A 17,726-nucleotide genomic window follows, 5' to 3' on the forward strand; every position below is an offset into this window, starting at 1 on the left:
AGATTTTCTAACTTTCTTTCGTTACAACCTGCATGGTCTCGCGACTCACTTGTTTCAATAAAACGGTTTTATTTTCTTCAACAGTTTGTGCTGCTTTATCATTGAAATGTCGGATGGTGTATAAAGTAACATTTTCATCAAAATCAACTTTGAATTTTTTCGAAAGAATGGCGTTCAAATCTTTGAAGTTTTCAAATTTGTCCTCAACGCAAACAGAGAAACTAATCGCAGAATTTTGAATCAAATTCACTTTTATTTTAAATTGGTGAAACAAAGCAAAAATTTCGCTGATGTTTTCTTCCATGATAAAAGAGAAATCTATTGACGAAAGCGAAATCAGGAGTTGGTTTCTTTTGACAATAAAACAAGGTAAATAAGGTTCTAAATCAGCACCTTTGGCAACACGAGTTCCCGGTAGCAAAGGATTAATAAACGATTTTACAAACAAAGGAATTTCCTTTTTTTGCAAAGGCTGTAAGGTTTTCGGATGAATAACCGTAGCACCATAAAAAGCTAATTCAATCGCTTCACGGTACGAAATTTGGTTTAGTAAACTTGCATTTTCAAAATACCTCGGGTCAGCATTCATAACTCCCGGAACATCTTTCCATATGGTTACACTTTCCGCATTTAAGCAATAAGCAAAAATAGCAGCAGTATAATCAGAACCTTCGCGACCTAAAGTAGTGGTAAAGTTATTTTCGTCTGAACCTAAGAAACCTTGAGTAATATTTAATATTTTTCTTTTTACGTTTTTGGCAATATTCTTTTGGGTCAATTCCCAATCTACTTCTGCATCTCTATAGGTAGCATCCGTTTTTATAAAATTCCGCACATCTAACCATTGTGTTTTTATTCCCATAAAGCTCATAAAATGACTTAGGATAGTGGTAGATATCAATTCACCATAACTTACGATTTGATCGTAAACGAAATTATAATTAGGCGATTTATTATGCGCTAAAAAATATTCTAAGTCAGAAAATTGATTGTTTACCGCAGTAAAAACTTCGTGCTTTTCTTCTTCAAACAAATCCATCAGAATTTGATTGTGGTATTTTTTTACTTCTTGAACGGATGAATTTAATTCAGCCGATTTATCAAAATAATTTTTTATTACGGTTTCAAGTGCGTTGGTGGTTTTTCCCATTGCAGAAACGACCAATAATACATCCTCATAACCTACTTTTTGCAAAACGTCATATACGTTTTTTATTCCTTCGGCATCTTTTACAGAAGCACCACCAAATTTGAATACTCTCATACTTTTTAAACAAAAAAATTTGTAATTTTATTTCAATCTATTATCTACAAAATTGTTGATTCCTGCTTCATCCATTTGTGCCACGTACCAATCTCTGAGCACTTTTGCACCTGATTTTTCATAAAAATCGATAGCTGGAGTGTTCCAGTCCAAAACATGCCAGTCAATTCTTCGAACATTATCTCTTTTGCCTTGTTTAATAATTTCAGAATACAATGCATAGCCTAATCCTGTTCCGCGCATTTTATCTTTTACCACTAAATCTTCCAGATGGATTATTTTTCCTTTCCAAGTAGAATAACGATAATAATACAAAGCGATACCCACAATTTCTGATTCCACTTCGGCAACAAAAACATGAAATAAAGGAGTTGTACCAAAACCATCACGAACTAAATCATCAACCGTGATAAGAACAGCGTCAGGCTCTTTTTCAAAGTCTGCCAATTCCTGAATTAGTCCTAAAACCGCTTCCATGTCTTCGGGATTTCCTTTTCTAATATTCATATATTCTTATTTTAAATGATTGAATTGCTCAAAATAAAGCTTTTTTCATTCATTATTCAACTATTTTATAAGCAAATATACAATAGTGGTAAACTAAGTAAATATTATTCAAATCATTTTCACAAAAAGAGCGATATTTGTGACTTCAAACTAACTACAACGATTTCGTAATGGAAGAACGCAACAGAACACTAGGTGAATTTATCATCGAAAACCAAAATGCTTTTCAATATTCGTCAGGAGAATTATCCCGGATTATCAACTCAATTCGGTTGGCAGCAAAAGTAGTCAACTACAAAGTAAACAAAGCTGGACTAGTAGACATAATTGGTGCCGCAGGAGAACAAAATATACAAGGGGAAGATCAACAAAAACTCGATGTATATGCTAATGACATTTTTATTCAAACTTTAATCAACCGTGAAATTGTATGCGGAATCGCTTCGGAAGAAAATGATGACTTTATTACAGTGGAAGGAAGCGACAAGAGCCACAACAATAAATATGTGGTTTTGATGGATCCGCTAGATGGATCTTCTAATATTGATGTAAATGTTTCTGTAGGAACAATATTCTCTGTATACAGACGCGTTACTCCAATAGGTACTCCGGTAACTATCGAAGATTTTTTACAGCCGGGAACGAATCAGGTAGCTGCAGGATATGTGATTTACGGTACATCAACAATGCTGGTTTATACGACTGGTCATGGCGTCAATGGATTTACATTAAATCCGGCAATTGGAACCTTTTATTTATCGCATCCCAATATGCAGTTTTCTAAGGATGGGAATATTTATTCCATCAATGAAGGAAACTATGTTCATTTTCCTCAAGGTGTAAAAGACTATATTAAATATTGCCAACTCGAAGAGGAAGACAGACCTTATACTTCGCGTTACATAGGAAGTCTAGTTTCGGATATTCATAGAAATATGATTAAAGGCGGAATTTATATTTATCCAACAAGTTCTAAAGCTCCAAAAGGGAAGTTACGTCTGTTGTATGAATGTAATCCAATGGCATTCATTGTGGAGCAAGCGGGCGGTAAAGCCTCTGATGGTTTTGGAAGTATAATGGAAATTGTGCCTACTGAATTACACCAACGTGTTCCTTTTTTCTGCGGAAGTTATAATATGGTTGAGAAAGCCGAAGATTTCATGCACAAAGCAAAATTGAGCAAGTACTAAAAAACAACTATAAAAAAAGCTTCCGCCGCGGCGGAAGCTTTTTTATGATTTTATTATTTATGCATATTTTGCATTTCGAAAAGGAAAGTATCTAAATCTACTTTTTTATCTACCAATGATAATGCTTTCGATATAATGTAATTCACGTTATCGGCATTAAAGCCTAATGCTACTCCAATTTTTCCTAACAATAATTCTTGTTTATCTCCTAAATGATGATCAACATGAACCATTCTGGCTAAATCATATAAACGTTCTAATCTTTGCTCATGTAAATAAGGAGCATTAATAGGATATTTTAATGGGTTTTCTAAAATTTCGGTATATTCTTCTGGAGAAATTTCTAGTCTAATGGCCAGTTTGTCTAAAAATAATTTTTCTTCTGGAACAAACTTTTCATCTGCAAGTGCTACACGAACTATGGCTGAAAAATGACCTTTATTTCTTTGTTTGAATTCGCTATCAAATAAATCTGAAAATGACATAATTATTAATTTTTTATCTTACAAAGATAAATCTATTTTTAAATTATTGATTTTAATTTTATTTAAAATTGTGATTTGTTAATCAAAGTATTTTAAAACCTTTTTTAAGGAATGATTTATATTTTGAAATCAATCATTTTCAAAATTAATCGTAAGTTTACAACCCCATATCAATTTAATAAATAACCTATGTCAGATTTTTGGATTTACTTTCAAATAGGATTAAAACACGTTTTGGATATTCATGCCTATGACCATGTTTTGTTTTTAATAGCATTAGCCGTTCCTTTTTCTTTCAAGGATTGGCAGCGAATAGTACTCTTGATAACGCTGTTTACAATTGGACATACGCTGGCTTTAGTACTTTCTGTTTTTGGAATAATTGCCATAAAAGTGAATGTTGTTGAGTTGTTAATACCAATAACGATATTAATAACAGCCTTGTTTAATCTTTTTACGGCTGGTAAATCCAGTAAAAAAGAAAGTATAAATTTAGTGTTTTTTATAACACTTTTCTTTGGGATTATTCATGGTTTGGGTTTTTCAAACTATTTTAAATCAATTCTGGGAGGAAGTGCAACCTCTAAATTATTGCCTTTGGGTGAATTTGCATTAGGGATAGAAGCAGCTCAAATTATTGTAGTTTTTGTTGTTTTGGTATTGTCCTATATTGTTCAAACGGTTTTTAGATTCTCTAAACGCGATTGGACTTTGGTGATGTCAGCATTTATAATAGGGGTAGTTTTGCCAATGATTATTGAAAATGAAATCTGGATTAGATAAAAAATAATGAAATCAAAAAAATTGAATAAATACGATAAAGCGTATCTTAGAATTGCCACTGAATGGGGACTTTTGTCTTATTGCAAAAGAAAACAAGTAGGTGCAATTATTGTAAGAGACCGAATGATTATTTCTGATGGTTACAACGGAACGCCAACTGGATTTGAAAATTGTTGCGAGGATGAAGAAGGGTTAACGCGTTGGGATGTGTTGCACGCTGAAGCGAATGCTATTCTCAAAGTGGCGCGATCAACACAGTCTTGCGAAGGGGCTACGTTATACATTACACTTTCGCCTTGTAAAGAATGCAGTAAATTAATCCATCAATCGGGTATAAAAAGAGTGGTGTATCACAATGGATACCGCGATGATTCGGGAATTCAGTTTTTGATAAAAGCGGGAGTAGAAGTAGAGCATATTCCAGTATTAGAAGAATAAAATGAAAATCGACAATAAATACCTGCCTATAATTATTAGTGTGGCTCTTGGTCTAGGAGTTGTTCTGGGCGGTTTATTGAATGCTCCAAATCAAAGCCCATTTTTTGCTAAAAACAATTCGAAGAATAAACTCAATAAGCTGATTGATTTTATTGATAACGAGTATGTTGATAATGTCAATACAGATTCTATTGTAAATCTGACTGTTGATAATATTTTGGCAAAATTAGATCCACATTCTGTATATATTCCGCCAAGTGAACAGGCTGAAGTTGTTGAAAGCATGAAAGGAGATTTTGTGGGTATAGGCGTCAATTTCTATATGTACAATGATTCGGTGGCGATAATAAAACCAGTTGAAAATGGCCCTTCGGCTAAAGCCGGAATAAAAGCTGGCGACCGAATTTTGTATGCTGATAAAACCAAATTATTTGGACGTAAATTGCCTAATGACAGTTTGTTTTCTAAACTAAAAGGTACTGTGGGTTCTGAAATTGAACTTACCGTTTACAGAAAATCAGAACGTAAAAAGATTAAATTAAAAGTAAAACGAGATGTTATTCCTTTAAAAAGTGTCGATATTTCCATGCTTTTGAAAAATGATACCGGTTATATAAAAATAAATCGTTTTGCCGAAACCACTTACGGCGAGTTTAAAAGAGGTTTGGATGCATTAAAAAAGCAAGGTGCCAAATCATTAATTATCGATCTTCGGGATAATGGCGGCGGTTATATGGAAGAAGCCATTGCAATTGCCGATGAATTACTAAAAGACAAGCAATTAATTGTTTTTACCAAAAATAAAAAAGGGAATATAGATAAAACTTTTGCAACTGAAAGAGGAAGTTTCGAAAGCGGAAATGTGTTTGTTTTAATTAATGAAAATAGTGCGTCTGCAAGTGAAATTCTGGCGGGAGCAATACAAGATAATGACAGAGGAACAATTGTAGGTCGACGTTCTTTTGGAAAAGGATTGGTACAGCGTGAAATGGATTTTGATGATGGCTCAGCTGTTCGATTGACTATCGCTAGATACTATACTCCAACCGGTCGTTCGATTCAAAAGCCCTATTCCAAAGGGAATGAGGCGTATTTTAAAGAATCGGATACTCGTTTTGTAAATGGGGAGTTGTATGAAAAAGACAGTATAAAAGTTTCGAATGCCTTAAAATTTAAGACCAAAAAAGGCAAAATTGTTTACGGCGGCGGCGGAATTGTGCCTGATGTTTTTGTGCCACTTGAAGTAGAACATGGAAATGAAAGCACGGCTTATTTATTGCAATCGGGTGTTGTGGGACATTTTGTGTTTGAACAATTGGACAAAAATAGAAATGCATTCAATGGATTGACTTTCCAGCAATTCCTAACTAAAATGAATGAAACGGATAGGTATTTTGATTCTTTCCAAAAGTATATTTTCGAAAACGGATTGGATTTGAAATTTGGAAAAAGCAAGTCGTTAGTAAAACGTTATGTAGCTGCAGAATTCGCCAGACAATTGTATGGTGAAAAGTATTACTATGAAATTGTATTAAAAGAAGATGCGATGATTAAAGCGGTTTTAAAGAATCAATAGTAAAGAATTGCCCCTGTTTTTACAGATTAAATTTATAAAATGACAGCTAATTTTCACTGTCCCAATCTTTTCTATAGCGAATGAGTTCTTTGTCTATCATGTCTTTGGATGTGTTCAATAGATAGGTTGCATCTTCAGAATAAATAGGAGGGAAGAAAGTTATTTTAATCTCGGTAGTAGGTTTCCCAAAACATTTTAAAAAATGTGGAATAAAAGTGTCGTTCCCAATGAAGGCATCCGTTTTCTCTTTATAATCAATAGCAATAGGTATAACTGCAGATTCTATTTTAGTAGCCATGACAAATGAGCCATAATTGAAAGCTACAGTTGTAGGCAAATCATGAGTTGTACCTTCGGGAAAATTGATGATTGAGTATCCTTTGCTCAGCACTTCTCGAATATTTTCGGCAGTATTTTGTCTGCTTTTCGAACACTTTCTGTCCACAAATAACACCCCTGATATTTTACAGATGTATCCAATAAGTGGCCATGAAGCAACTTCTATTTTTCCAACAGGATAGGCATGGATTAAATTTACAATTACGATTGGGTCAAAATAAGACCGGTGATTGGCTACGATTAATCCTTGTACTGTGGGTTTTTCGCCATAAACGATGGTGCGTATGCCTAAAATTATATTGGATACTTTTATTAAAAAATCGCGTAATACAAGTGCTTTTTTAGAATTAGTTTCTTCACTCCAAAAGAAACTCATGAAATAGAAAATAATTGAGAAAAAGGAAATGAATACTATAAAAACGATGAGTCTTGTGAAGCTCAATAAAAGTGATAACATAAAAATAGATTAATGAAAGTGTAAACCTACCATTATTTTTCTAGAGATTTTTCACAATGAAATTCTATTTATCTAATGCTATCATGACAATGCGTTTGTATGCCGCCATTCCATAAAGTAAGAATATCAGTGGCAACGGCAGCGCCGCTTCCGGCAGCAATGGCCAGTTGGCTTCTCCAGCCCGCTAAAGTTCCTATCACATAAATCCCGTCAGTAACTTTATGGTCATTATTTTTGAGTTGGATTCTTTGTTTTTCAGGAAGTGCTTTTTGGTGTGGTTCTACATAATGCATTAATCCATCTATTGCAAAAGTGTTTGCAGACCCAATGCCTATGACGATTATTTTAGTTTTGTAAGCGCTCTTGTTTGTGGTTACGGTGAATTCAGGAAAAATGCCTTCAATTTTCAGCACTTTTTCATTCGGAATTTGTGTAATGTGTGGGTAGGTTTCTGAAAGATGTTGAATGCTTTCCGTTAATAATTCGGAACCTAATTTGCCTGGAATTATTCCGTAAGCATTATTAAACAATGCGTCTTGAAGTGCCGATGTTTTTTGATGGGTGAAAACACCAATTTTTTTATCAATGGCAAAGGGTTTGTTTTTTGCAGAACCCAATACAAGTGCACATGACATTCCGGAAACGCCACCGCCAATAATTAGAACATCAAGCATGTTAGAACTTATCGTTTGATTTTTCTTCTATTTTTTTTGACATTCTAAAGATAAGAAGAATCAAAACAGCACAAAAAGATGCTGCAATCCCAATAAAAGCGACAACGCTGTCTCCTTTAAATGGATTTCTGAAATCAAGCAAAGTAACATTAAATAGGATTAAAGCTATTGCTAAAAACACCAGTATGTTAGTAAAGATTTTCATGATATTTTTTTGTTTTTAATATAAAAAATGAGGTTTTGAACTATTTCTTTTAGAAATTCAAGGCCCAAATAAAATCAAATTATTTTATATTATTGCGTTATGGGGTAAATTTATGAAAATTTATTTTAGACAAACAAACCTTTAACATTAGCAGCGAATAATTTAACAGCAATGGCAAGAAGTACAACTCCAAATGTCTTTCTTATTACTCCAAGGCCATTTTCTCCCAGCATTCTTTCGATTTTCGCAGATGATTTCAAGACAATATAAACCAGAATGATGTTTAAAATGATAGCAACGATAATATTAATGGTTTGAAATTCTGCTTTTAGTGATAATAAAGTCGTCATGGTTCCTGCACCGGCAACAAGTGGGAAAGCGATAGGGACAATTGAGGCAGAACTGGCGGCTTCGTCTCGATACAATCGAATGCCTAAAATCATTTCCAGCGCCAGAAAAAACAAGACAAAGGATCCTGCTACTGCAAAGGAGTGAACATCAATCCCAATCAGATTTAAGAATTCTTCCCCTATAAAAAGAAAGACAATCATAATTGCTCCTGAAGCCAAAGATGCTTTTTCGGATTCGATATGTCCAAATTTTGCTCTTAAATCGATGATAATTGGAATAGTACCAATGATATCAATTACTGCAAAAAGCACCATACTTACGGTAACAATTTCTCTAATGTCAAATCCTATCATAGCTTTTTATTTACAAAGTTAAACTTTTCGTCAGAATATTGGATGAAATAGCACGGTATTACGATTTATTTAGGTACTTTTTAAAGATTATTTAAATAACTATCGTTTTGGGAGGTTTTTTTTCTATTGTGTTCAATTTTAGTTTGTTGCTGTCAGTGGAACAGTTGGTTTGGTTTGAACGTTAAAGTTAGTTTTTATCTAAAAAAGTATAAATTACTTTAACTACCTTTGCGCTTTATAATCACAGTACCCCAAAATAATGTTTCAATTAGGAAAAACCATCGTCTCAGAAGACATTCTCGAAAAAGATTTTGTTTGCAATTTATCAGCCTGTAAAGGGGCTTGTTGCGTTGATGGCGATGCTGGAGCTCCATTGAGCGTTGAGGAAACGAAGATATTAGAAGAAATCTATCCTAAAGTAAAACCGTTTCTTCGTAAACAAGGAATTGCTGCTATCGAAGCGCAAGGAACTTGGGTAAAAGGAACTGATGGTGATCTTGAAACACCACTGATTGACAATAAAGATTGTGCTTACGTGATTTTTGACGGTAAAACAGCACTTTGCGGTATTGAACAAGCGTACAATCAAGGAATAATTGACTGGAAAAAACCAGTTTCTTGCCATTTATATCCTATTCGTGTGAAAGATTTTACGGAGTTTGCCGCGGTCAATTATGACAAGTGGGATATTTGTGATGCAGCCTGTTCTTTAGGTCAGGAACTTGAAGTTCCTGTTTACAAATTCGTTAAAGAAGCATTGGTTAGGAAATTTGGGGAAGACTGGTATGCAGAGCTTGAAAAAGTGGCTCTGGACATGAAAAAATAAATCCAAAAAAAATTAAATTTTTCTTGTTCCCTGTTTTTAAAATCCTATATTTTACGGTACTTTACACTCTTTTTTAAATTTTAAATCACTGATATACAGTTTTTTATAGTTTGTCTGAAAAACGTCCTGATTTTTTCTATTTGTTAAAAACTAGAGTCGATTGTGAATAAGTTTGACTTTTAATTTCGGCAATGTTTGATAATCTTTGTAGTTGATGAAAGTTAATAAAAAAGAGCCTTCAGACTCAGAAAGTCTTTGGCTCAAATTTTGTAAACTCATTCCGTCAATTCTTGGTTGTGGTAGACTCATCTTTGACGTAGTGAAATTATTTATCGAAAGATAGAATAATTTAAAATCCGATATAATCGTAAAGATTGTATCGGTTTTTTTATTGCTCAAAAATAGTATATAAATATATAAAATAAGGTTAACGTGTACTTAAAATTATCAACAATTTAATATTTTGTATTGATAAGTTTTTGCAGTGCATTTATTTTTAAGTATGGGCATCTTCTTTGATTAAATTTGAAATATTTTTTTTGAATAAATAAATTTAAAAAAAAATAAATTTTTCTTGTTTCTTGTTTTTTAAATCCTATATTTTACGGTACTTTGTATTCTGTTTTTGGTTTCAAATAATTGATTTTTAATTAATTAAAATGTTTGTGAGAAATGTTCTTGTTCTGTGTGTTTGTTAAAAACTAGGTCCGATTGTGAATAAGTTTGACTTTTATTAACCGCAATATTTCACAATCTTTGTAATCCACAGAAAGCATAAAATTTCGTTAAAACCTCAAAAAAATAAACAATTATAATGGCGCAAGTTGAACCAATTTTACAAGAAAATAAAAATCGTTTCGTAATTTTCCCTATCAAACACCATGATATTTGGGAATTTTATAAAAGTATGGAAGCCAGTTTCTGGACTGCTGAAGAAATCGATTTGTCACAAGATTTAAACGACTGGAATAATAAACTTTCTGATGAGGAACGTTATTTTGTAAAACATATTCTTGCTTTTTTTGCTGCTTCTGACGGAATTGTAAATGAAAATCTTGCTGAAAATTTTGTGAACGAAGTGCAGTATGCTGAAGCAAAATTCTTTTACGGTTTTCAAATCATGATGGAAAACATTCATAGTGAAACGTATTCTTTATTGATTGATACGTATGTGAAAGATGAAGCTGAGAAAGATGAATTATTCAATGCTTTAGAAGTTTTTCCTGCGATTAAGAAAAAAGCGGACTGGGCTTTGAAATGGATTGAATCCGATTCGTTTGCGGAGCGTTTGATTGCTTTTGCTGCTGTGGAAGGAATTTTCTTTTCGGGAGCATTTTGTTCTATTTATTGGTTGAAAAAACGTGGGTTAATGCCAGGATTGACATTTTCTAACGAATTGATTTCTCGTGATGAAGGGGTACACTGTGATTTTGCAGTGCACTTGCACAACCACCACTTGGTAAATAAAGTTTCAAAAGAAAGAATTCGCGAAATTATCGTCGATGCTTTGAATATTGAAAGAGAATTTATCACCGAATCACTTCCTGTAAGTTTAATAGGAATGAATGCAGTGTTGATGACCCAATATTTAGAATTTGTTGCGGATAGATTATTAGTAGAATTAGGTTGCGACAGAGAATACAACACTTCAAATCCGTTTGATTTTATGGATATGATTTCGCTTCAAGGGAAAACAAACTTCTTTGAAAAGAAAGTTGCCGAATATCAAAAATCAGGAGTAATGAATACGGATGAAGATGCTCAGAAAATTAGCTTTGACGCTGATTTTTAGAAAGTAGTTATCGCATCACCGGGTGTTTTTAGCCCCGATGGAAGGGAATATCCTTTCTAGTCCTGAGCTTTTTCAGGACTAGAAAGATTGGAATGACAGCGGGATTAGCTTCCCAAAAAAATGAAACAAATACTCAAAAACGGGAAAGGGATTTTCTGTTTTTTAAAACAATTAAGCGTATGTATGTAGTTAAAAGAGATGGCCATAAAGAGCCGGTAATGTTCGACAAAATCACTGACAGAATTAAAAAATTATGTTATGGTTTGAATGATTTGGTTGATGCCGTGAAAGTGGCAATGCGTGTAATTGAAGGACTTTATGATGGTGTTTCGACATCTGAATTGGATAACCTTGCTGCCGAAACTGCCGCGTCAATGACTATTGCGCACCCTGATTATGCACAATTAGCTGCTCGTATTGCAATCTCAAATTTACATTCGAATACAAAAAAATCATTTTCGGAAACGATGAGTGATATGTTCAATTATGTAAACCCAAGAAACGGTCAATATGCGCCGTTACTTTCTGAGGAAGTACATAAAGTGATTATGGATAATGCGGAGTTTTTAGACTCACATATTATATACAATAGAGATTTCAACTACGATTATTTTGGTTTTAAAACCTTGGAAAGATCGTATTTGCTAAAAATAAACGGTAAAATCGTGGAGCGTCCGCAACACATGTTGATGCGTGTGTCAGTTGGGATTCACTTAGATGATTTGAAATCAGTAATAGAGACCTACGACTTAATGTCGAAAAAGTTCTTTACGCATGCAACGCCAACATTGTTCAACGCCGGAACGCCAAAACCTCAAATGTCTTCTTGTTTCCTTTTGGCCATGCAAGATGATAGTATTGACGGTATTTATGACACGTTGAAACAAACGGCTAAAATCTCTCAATCAGCAGGTGGAGTTGGACTTTCTATTCACAATGTGAGAGCTACAGGTTCTTATATACGTGGGACAAACGGAACGTCAAACGGAATTGTTCCGATGTTGCGTGTTTTTAATGACACGGCGCGTTATGTAGATCAAGGTGGTGGAAAACGTAAAGGAAGTTTTGCTATTTATATCGAAACTTGGCATGCGGATATCTTTGAATTCCTAGACTTGAAAAAGAATACCGGAAAAGAAGAAATGCGTGCAAGAGATTTATTCTTTGCCATGTGGACTTCGGATTTGTTTATGAAACGTGTACAAGAAGATAGTTATTGGACCTTGATGTGTCCTAATGAATGTCCAGGATTGTATGATGTGTATGGCGAAGAATTTGAGGCGATGTACATTGATTATGAGAAACGTGGAAAAGGTAGAAAAACCATCAAAGCACATGAATTGTGGGAGAAAATCTTGGAATCGCAAATCGAAACTGGAACGCCTTACATGTTGTATAAAGATGCAGCCAACAGAAAATCAAACCAAAAAAATCTAGGTACGATTCGTTCTTCGAATTTGTGTACGGAGATTATGGAATATACTTCGAAAGATGAAATTGCGGTTTGTAACCTGGCTTCACTTTCGTTGCCAATGTTTGTGGAAAACAAAAAATTCAATCACGATTTGCTGTACACCGTTACAAAACGCGTGACCAGAAACTTGAATAAAGTTATTGACAGAAATTATTATCCAGTAAAAGAAGCCGAAAACTCTAATATGCGTCACAGGCCTGTTGGTCTTGGAGTACAAGGACTGGCCGATGCTTTCATTATGTTGCGTTTGCCATTTACGAGCGACGAAGCGAAGAAACTGAACCAAGAAATTTTCGAAACTTTATATTTTGCAGCCGTTACCGCTTCAATGGAAATGGCTAAAGAAGAAGGACCTTATTCTACTTTTGAAGGTTCACCAATGTCACAAGGAGAATTCCAGTATAATTTGTGGGGAATGAAAGATGAGGAATTATCTGGTCGTTGGGACTGGGCTTCATTGAGAAAAGAAGTGATGCAACACGGGGTGAGAAACTCCTTGTTAGTGGCGCCAATGCCAACTGCTTCGACTTCTCAAATTTTGGGTAACAACGAGGCATTTGAACCATATACTTCTAATATTTACACCAGAAGAGTACTTTCGGGAGAATTTATTGTGGTAAACAAGCACTTGTTACACGATTTAGTGGAACGTGGTTTGTGGAACGAAACATTGAAACAAGAATTAATGCGAAATAACGGTTCGGTTCAAGACCTAAACATTCCGCAAGACTTGAAAGAATTGTACAAAACAGTTTGGGAAATGTCCATGAAAGATATTATCGATATGTCCCGTCAACGTGGTTATTTTGTGGATCAATCACAATCGTTGAACTTATTTATGCAAAATGCCAATTATTCTAAATTGACATCGATGCATTTCTATGCTTGGCAATCCGGATTGAAAACGGGAATGTATTATTTGAGAACAAAAGCTGCGGTAGATGCGATTAAATTTACATTGAACAACGATAAAAAAGCGGAGCCAATCGAAATTAAAGAGCAACCAATCGCTGTTCCTGTAGTAGCGGAACAAGTAGAAATGACTACCGAAGAATACAAAGCAATGATTGAATTGGCAAAAAATGCCGGTCCAGACGAATGTGAAATGTGTGGGTCATAAGGCATTGCGAGGAACTAAGCAATCTTATACAAATCCTATTGTTGATGTCAACAAAAAGGTTTTAATACAAAAGCAGTTATTGTAATGATAACTGCTTTTTTTTGGAGCTATTTACTTCGTCAGTTCGCTTTGCTCGTGTCCCGCTTTTCGTTGCAATCTTTCTATCCGCCGAAAAGGCGAATAAAAAGGATTTTCACTTCAAACGAAGTTCACTGAACTCCAATTAAAATAAAAGTTAAGTGAAGTATCAGGGCTAAAATACCAAGAGTTAAGAGTTTAAATTTGTAAATAATTCACTATATTTGAGGTAGTTATCATTATAAGTTGTCATTTTTTATACGAACTACTATGGAAAATAAAAAACTTACTGTTACAGATGATTTATTAGCTTCCAAAAGCCAGCGTCTCCTGAATTTCATTATCGATGTATTGATAGTTTATATTATTGAAATCACCATTGGCACCACCATAATTATAATTGGAGACTTGACTAATAGTTATGCAGCCTCGAATTGGGTTAAATCATTGAGCCCAATCGAAAGCTTCTTTTTTGGACTTATTATCCTATTTTTTTACTACGGACTTACCGAAATGTATTTCTCCAGAACCTTCGCTAAATATTTTACTAAAACACTAGTTGTAAAGCATGACGGTTCAAAACCAAATATGAAAAGCGTTATTATACGAACAGTCTCCAGATTAATCCCTTTGGAGCCCTTTTCCTTTTTAGGAGTTGATTCACGAGGATGGCACGATACATTATCCGTTACTTATGTGGTGAAAAAGCATGAGTTTGTTGCAAAAAAGAAATTGCTTGATCCATTTGACGAAATTGTAGTTTAATAATAGTTTCCCTTAAAAAGAAAACCTAGTAAAATTTTTAAATCTACTAGGTTTTTTATTTAATTATTAAACAGTTGCTATATTTTCTACTGCAATTCTCATTTCCTGAGCAGCGGCCACCATTTCTATTAAAGCCTTTTTGGTTTCGTCCCAATGGCGGGTTTTTAAACCACAATCCGGATTTACCCAAAGTTGATCAACAGGAATAACTGCCGAAGCTTTTTCTAATAATTTCACCATTTCGGTACTCGAAGGGACACGAGGCGAGTGAATATCATATACGCCAGGTCCTATTTCGTTTGGATAATTGAAATCGGCAAAAGCATCCAGTAATTCCATTTGCGAACGCGAACATTCTATAGTGATTACATCGGCATCCATATCAGCAATATTCTGTATGATATCGTTGAATTCACTGTAACACATGTGTGTATGAATTTGGGTGTCATCTTTTACTCCACTTGCCGAAATTCTAAACGCTTTTACTGCCCAATCCAAATAGGTCGCCCATTCTTCTTTGCGTAAAGGTAATCCTTCTCGAATAGCAGGTTCGTCGATTTGAATAATCTTAATTCCTGCATTTTCTAAATCGACTACTTCATCTCTAATCGCCAATGCAATTTGGGTACAGGTTTCTGAGCGCGGTTGATCGTTACGAACAAAAGACCATTGTAAAATAGTTACAGGACCGGTTAGCATTCCTTTTACCCATTTTGGCGTAAGCGATTGTGCAAAGGCTGACCATTTCACAGTCATTGGGTTCGGGCGTGATACATCACCATAAATAACGGGAGGTTTCACGCAACGGCTTCCGTAACTTTGTACCCAACCATTTTTGGTAAATGTAAATCCGTCGAGTTGCTCTCCAAAATATTCCACCATATCATTGCGTTCAAACTCTCCATGAACCAAAACATCAATACCAGTTTCTTCTTGAAAACGAATCGTTTCTTCAGTTTCTTTTTGGAGTAAAGCATCATATTGTTGTTGATTTAATTCGCCTTTTTTGAACTTCGCTCTCCAGCTTCGTACTTCAGTAGTTTGTGGGAAAGAACCAATAGTTGTCGTTGGGAATAATGGAAGATTCAATACATCTATTTGTTTTTTTCTTCGAACGGAAAATGGATTTTGTCTTTGATCATCGCCGGTTGTAATGCTGGCAACACGATTTTTGACCGCATCATTATGGATTAATTTTGATGTTTTTCGGTTTTCATTGGCAATAGTATTTTCTTCAAAACGGATAGAATTACTGATGTCTATTTCGTTCGAAGCAAAATATTTAAGCAGCACTATTTCTTCTGTTTTTTGTTTGGCGAAAGCCAACCATTGCTTGATTTCAGGAGTTAGTGTTGCGTTGTTAGTTTCTAATTCTAAATCACATGGCGAGTGAATAAGAGAGCACGATGGCGCAATTAGGATTCTATTTTCGCCAAGTGCGTCCGTTGCTTTCTTGATAAGGGCTAAAGATTTTTTGAAATCATTTTTCCAAATATTTCTTCCATCTACAACACCAAGCGAAAGATTTACATTATCTGATAATTGTCCTGATTCCAGAATATCATCCAATTGCGAATGACACCGAACCAAATCTAAATGCAAAGTATGAACGGGTAATGCAAGGACAGTTTCAAGATTTTCGCCAAAGCAATCAAAATAATTAGCAAGAATCAATTTGATTTTAGGGAAACGTTTGTTGATTTCGGTATAAACATAAGTGATAGCACTTCTTTCTTTATCAGTTAGATTCAAAGCCAAAAATGGTTCGTCAAATTGAATCCATTCAATATTTTCATTTTCCAGTTTTTGAAGAATTTCAAAATATACCGGAAGCAATTTGTCAACAAGGTCAATTCTATGAAAACTTTCTTCCTTTTCTTTTCCAAGAAGTAAATAAGTAACGGGTCCTATTAGAACTGGTTTTGTCGCAATTCCTAAAGCATTAGCTTCTTTGAACTCATCGATTATTTTTTCGGAGAATAATTTGAATTCTTGATCTTTTGTAAATTCCGGGACAATATAATGGTAGTTAGTATCAAACCATTTTGTCATTTCCATAGCAACTACGTCTTGTCCTTCTTTTTGCGAACCTCTGGCCATCGCAAAATACAAATCGATAGTGGAGTTTGTTTTGGCTAATTCTTGATAACGTTTTGGTATAACTCCTAATGTAAGTGATAAATCCAGTACTTGGTCGTAAAACGAAAAGTCATTGGAAGGGATTAAATCGATTCCGGCCTCGGCTTGTAATTGCCAGTTTTCCTTGCGGATAGTAGCACCTACAGTTAAAAGTTCTTCTGCGGAAATTTTTCCTGCCCAATACGATTCACAGGCTTTTTTTAATTCTCTGTTGCTACCAATTCTTGGATAACCTAGATTGTTTGTTTTCATTATATACAGTATTTTTTACTATGCAAAGTTATTGTATTGGATATTTAAACTTAAATTAGCCTACTATTTCAGTGAATAAAAGTATTATATGGATATATGGTAGGTTTTAGTTCTGAATGAAACTTTGAAAATGATTTTTAACAGTAAAAAATACTATGGAAAATATTGATAACATTGATTTGCAAATATTAAAACACCTGCAAGAAAACTCGAACATCAATACTAAAGAGCTAGCAGGTAAATTATTTCTGACGGTTACACCAGTCTATGAACGTATAAAAAAACTGGAACGCGATGGCTATATTATGAAATATGTTGCCTTGCTAGATAAGAAAAAATTAAATCTTGGAATGACAGTTTTCTGTAATGTTCGGCTAAAGGAACATGCTAAAAATGTGGGGAGTAATTTTGTAAAAGATATTGTTGCTCTTCCTGAAATTATAGAATGCTACAACATAGCAGGGGATTACGATTTTATGCTGAAAATTTTAGTGGAAGATATGTCCAGTTATCAAGATTTTGTAATGAATAAATTATCAACTATTGAGAATATTGGTAATACTCAAAGTGTTTTTGTAATGGGAGAAATCAAGCATAGTACCGCATTATCCATTTGATTATTTACATTTTTGATTTGTCTTTTCTGTATCTTTGAAAC

General features: G+C 34.3%; 18 protein-coding genes. 9 read left to right on the plus strand and 9 right to left on the minus strand.

The features are described 5' to 3' along the window. Positions 1-7: 7 nt before the first annotated feature. Positions 8-1,264 (minus strand): aspartate kinase, encoded by a 1,257-nt coding sequence (locus tag OA85_RS06325; protein WP_039108648.1) that lies wholly within the window; start codon positions 1,262-1,264, stop codon positions 8-10. Positions 1,265-1,291: 27 nt separating this feature from the next. After that, entirely contained in the window at positions 1,292-1,771 is a 480-nt protein-coding gene (locus tag OA85_RS06330) for a GNAT family N-acetyltransferase (RefSeq protein ID WP_039108649.1), read from the minus strand. A gap of 170 nt (positions 1,772-1,941) precedes the next feature. On the opposite strand from OA85_RS06330, the gene fbp reads away from it, so the two are divergent. Next, complete coding sequence (gene fbp / locus OA85_RS06335) at positions 1,942-2,961, plus strand: class 1 fructose-bisphosphatase (RefSeq protein ID WP_039108650.1); 1,020 nt, start codon at positions 1,942-1,944, stop codon at positions 2,959-2,961. A 53-nt stretch (positions 2,962-3,014) separates the two neighbouring features. Here fbp and OA85_RS06340 read toward each other — a convergent pair whose 3' ends face one another. After that, the gene (locus OA85_RS06340; RefSeq protein ID WP_039108652.1) at positions 3,015-3,446 is read right to left on the minus strand and encodes a TerB family tellurite resistance protein; all 432 of its coding nucleotides are present in this window, start codon (positions 3,444-3,446) and stop codon (positions 3,015-3,017) included. A gap of 189 nt (positions 3,447-3,635) precedes the next feature. Between OA85_RS06340 and OA85_RS06345 the strand changes: the two genes are divergently transcribed. The 3 genes from OA85_RS06345 to OA85_RS06355 are packed head-to-tail and all read left to right on the plus strand — an operon-like array spanning position 3,636 to position 6,243. Beyond that, positions 3,636-4,229 (plus strand): HupE/UreJ family protein, encoded by a 594-nt coding sequence (locus OA85_RS06345; RefSeq protein ID WP_039108653.1) that lies wholly within the window; start codon positions 3,636-3,638, stop codon positions 4,227-4,229. A gap of 6 nt (positions 4,230-4,235) precedes the next feature. After that, a complete protein-coding gene (locus OA85_RS06350; RefSeq protein ID WP_039108654.1) occupies positions 4,236-4,667 on the plus strand; it encodes a dCMP deaminase family protein in 432 nt (143 codons plus the stop codon). 1 nt (position 4,668) lies between these two features. Next, positions 4,669-6,243 carry a S41 family peptidase gene (locus OA85_RS06355; protein ID WP_039108655.1) on the plus strand — a complete coding sequence of 525 codons (1,575 nt, stop codon included), beginning with the start codon at positions 4,669-4,671 and terminating at the stop codon, positions 6,241-6,243. A 46-nt stretch (positions 6,244-6,289) separates the two neighbouring features. On the opposite strand, the gene OA85_RS06360 is transcribed toward OA85_RS06355, so the two are convergent. From OA85_RS06360 to OA85_RS06375, 4 genes are all read right to left on the minus strand, one after another. Then, on the minus strand, positions 6,290-6,958 hold the full coding sequence (locus OA85_RS06360) for a lysophospholipid acyltransferase family protein (RefSeq protein WP_039108656.1): 669 nt from the start codon (positions 6,956-6,958) through the stop codon (positions 6,290-6,292). Between the two features lie 149 nt (positions 6,959-7,107). After that, entirely contained in the window at positions 7,108-7,713 is a 606-nt protein-coding gene (locus tag OA85_RS06365; protein ID WP_039108657.1) for an FAD-dependent oxidoreductase, read from the minus strand. Between the two features lies 1 nt (position 7,714). Further along, on the minus strand, positions 7,715-7,918 hold the full coding sequence (locus OA85_RS06370) for a hypothetical protein (protein ID WP_039108658.1): 204 nt from the start codon (positions 7,916-7,918) through the stop codon (positions 7,715-7,717). Positions 7,919-8,043: 125 nt separating this feature from the next. Beyond that, entirely contained in the window at positions 8,044-8,622 is a 579-nt protein-coding gene (locus OA85_RS06375) for a MarC family protein (protein ID WP_039108660.1), read from the minus strand. Between the two features lie 259 nt (positions 8,623-8,881). On the opposite strand from OA85_RS06375, the gene OA85_RS06380 reads away from it, so the two are divergent. Then, positions 8,882-9,448, plus strand: coding sequence for a DUF3109 family protein (locus OA85_RS06380; RefSeq protein ID WP_039108661.1), 567 nt, complete (start codon positions 8,882-8,884; stop codon positions 9,446-9,448). A gap of 150 nt (positions 9,449-9,598) precedes the next feature. Here the strand turns inward: OA85_RS06380 and OA85_RS17360 are convergent, their stop codons facing one another. After that, a complete protein-coding gene (locus tag OA85_RS17360) occupies positions 9,599-9,757 on the minus strand; it encodes a hypothetical protein (protein WP_156129414.1) in 159 nt (52 codons plus the stop codon). Between the two features lie 505 nt (positions 9,758-10,262). Between OA85_RS17360 and OA85_RS06385 the strand changes: the two genes are divergently transcribed. From OA85_RS06385 to OA85_RS06395, 3 genes are all read left to right on the plus strand, one after another. Next, positions 10,263-11,240: a ribonucleotide-diphosphate reductase subunit beta gene (locus OA85_RS06385; protein WP_035669586.1), complete on the plus strand. Its 978-nt coding sequence runs from the start codon at positions 10,263-10,265 to the stop codon at positions 11,238-11,240. 179 nt (positions 11,241-11,419) lie between these two features. Next, positions 11,420-13,834, plus strand: coding sequence for a ribonucleoside-diphosphate reductase subunit alpha (locus OA85_RS06390; protein ID WP_039109413.1), 2,415 nt, complete (start codon positions 11,420-11,422; stop codon positions 13,832-13,834). Between the two features lie 348 nt (positions 13,835-14,182). Beyond that, positions 14,183-14,677, plus strand: a complete 495-nt coding sequence (locus tag OA85_RS06395; RefSeq protein ID WP_052257159.1) for an RDD family protein — start codon at positions 14,183-14,185, stop codon at positions 14,675-14,677. A gap of 66 nt (positions 14,678-14,743) precedes the next feature. Here the strand turns inward: OA85_RS06395 and metE are convergent, their stop codons facing one another. Then, complete coding sequence (gene metE / locus OA85_RS06400) at positions 14,744-17,068, minus strand: 5-methyltetrahydropteroyltriglutamate--homocysteine S-methyltransferase (RefSeq protein ID WP_039108662.1); 2,325 nt, start codon at positions 17,066-17,068, stop codon at positions 14,744-14,746. Positions 17,069-17,223: 155 nt separating this feature from the next. Here metE and OA85_RS06405 point away from each other — a divergent pair, with 155 nt between their 5' ends. After that, on the plus strand, positions 17,224-17,685 hold the full coding sequence (locus OA85_RS06405; protein ID WP_039108663.1) for an Lrp/AsnC family transcriptional regulator: 462 nt from the start codon (positions 17,224-17,226) through the stop codon (positions 17,683-17,685). Positions 17,686-17,726: the final 41 nt, after the last annotated feature.

This window comes from Flavobacterium sp. AED (assembly GCF_000812945.1).
In the GTDB taxonomy this organism is placed as follows: Bacteria; Bacteroidota; Bacteroidia; order Flavobacteriales; family Flavobacteriaceae; genus Flavobacterium.

Bases quoted from the DNA above. Each gene is read 5' to 3' on its own strand.
- fbp (WP_039108650.1), top strand. From the start codon at position 1,942: ATGGAAGAACGCAACAGAACACTAGGTGAATTTATCATCGAAAACCAA.
- OA85_RS06405 (WP_039108663.1), top strand. From the start codon at position 17,224: ATGGAAAATATTGATAACATTGATTTGCAAATATTAAAACACCTGCAA.
- OA85_RS06385 (WP_035669586.1), top strand. From the start codon at position 10,263: ATGGCGCAAGTTGAACCAATTTTACAAGAAAATAAAAATCGTTTCGTA.
- OA85_RS06350 (WP_039108654.1), top strand. From the start codon at position 4,236: ATGAAATCAAAAAAATTGAATAAATACGATAAAGCGTATCTTAGAATT.
- OA85_RS06370 (WP_039108658.1), bottom strand. From the start codon at position 7,918: ATGAAAATCTTTACTAACATACTGGTGTTTTTAGCAATAGCTTTAATC.
- OA85_RS06340 (WP_039108652.1), bottom strand. From the start codon at position 3,446: ATGTCATTTTCAGATTTATTTGATAGCGAATTCAAACAAAGAAATAAA.
- metE (WP_039108662.1), bottom strand. From the start codon at position 17,068: ATGAAAACAAACAATCTAGGTTATCCAAGAATTGGTAGCAACAGAGAA.
- OA85_RS06360 (WP_039108656.1), bottom strand. From the start codon at position 6,958: ATGAGTTTCTTTTGGAGTGAAGAAACTAATTCTAAAAAAGCACTTGTA.
- OA85_RS06325 (WP_039108648.1), bottom strand. From the start codon at position 1,264: ATGAGAGTATTCAAATTTGGTGGTGCTTCTGTAAAAGATGCCGAAGGA.
- OA85_RS06395 (WP_052257159.1), top strand. From the start codon at position 14,183: ATGGAAAATAAAAAACTTACTGTTACAGATGATTTATTAGCTTCCAAA.
- OA85_RS06345 (WP_039108653.1), top strand. From the start codon at position 3,636: ATGTCAGATTTTTGGATTTACTTTCAAATAGGATTAAAACACGTTTTG.
- OA85_RS06330 (WP_039108649.1), bottom strand. From the start codon at position 1,771: ATGAATATTAGAAAAGGAAATCCCGAAGACATGGAAGCGGTTTTAGGA.
- OA85_RS06365 (WP_039108657.1), bottom strand. From the start codon at position 7,713: ATGCTTGATGTTCTAATTATTGGCGGTGGCGTTTCCGGAATGTCATGT.
- OA85_RS06390 (WP_039109413.1), top strand. From the start codon at position 11,420: ATGTATGTAGTTAAAAGAGATGGCCATAAAGAGCCGGTAATGTTCGAC.
- OA85_RS06375 (WP_039108660.1), bottom strand. From the start codon at position 8,622: ATGATAGGATTTGACATTAGAGAAATTGTTACCGTAAGTATGGTGCTT.
- OA85_RS06355 (WP_039108655.1), top strand. From the start codon at position 4,669: ATGAAAATCGACAATAAATACCTGCCTATAATTATTAGTGTGGCTCTT.
- OA85_RS17360 (WP_156129414.1), bottom strand. From the start codon at position 9,757: ATGAGTCTACCACAACCAAGAATTGACGGAATGAGTTTACAAAATTTG.
- OA85_RS06380 (WP_039108661.1), top strand. From the start codon at position 8,882: ATGTTTCAATTAGGAAAAACCATCGTCTCAGAAGACATTCTCGAAAAA.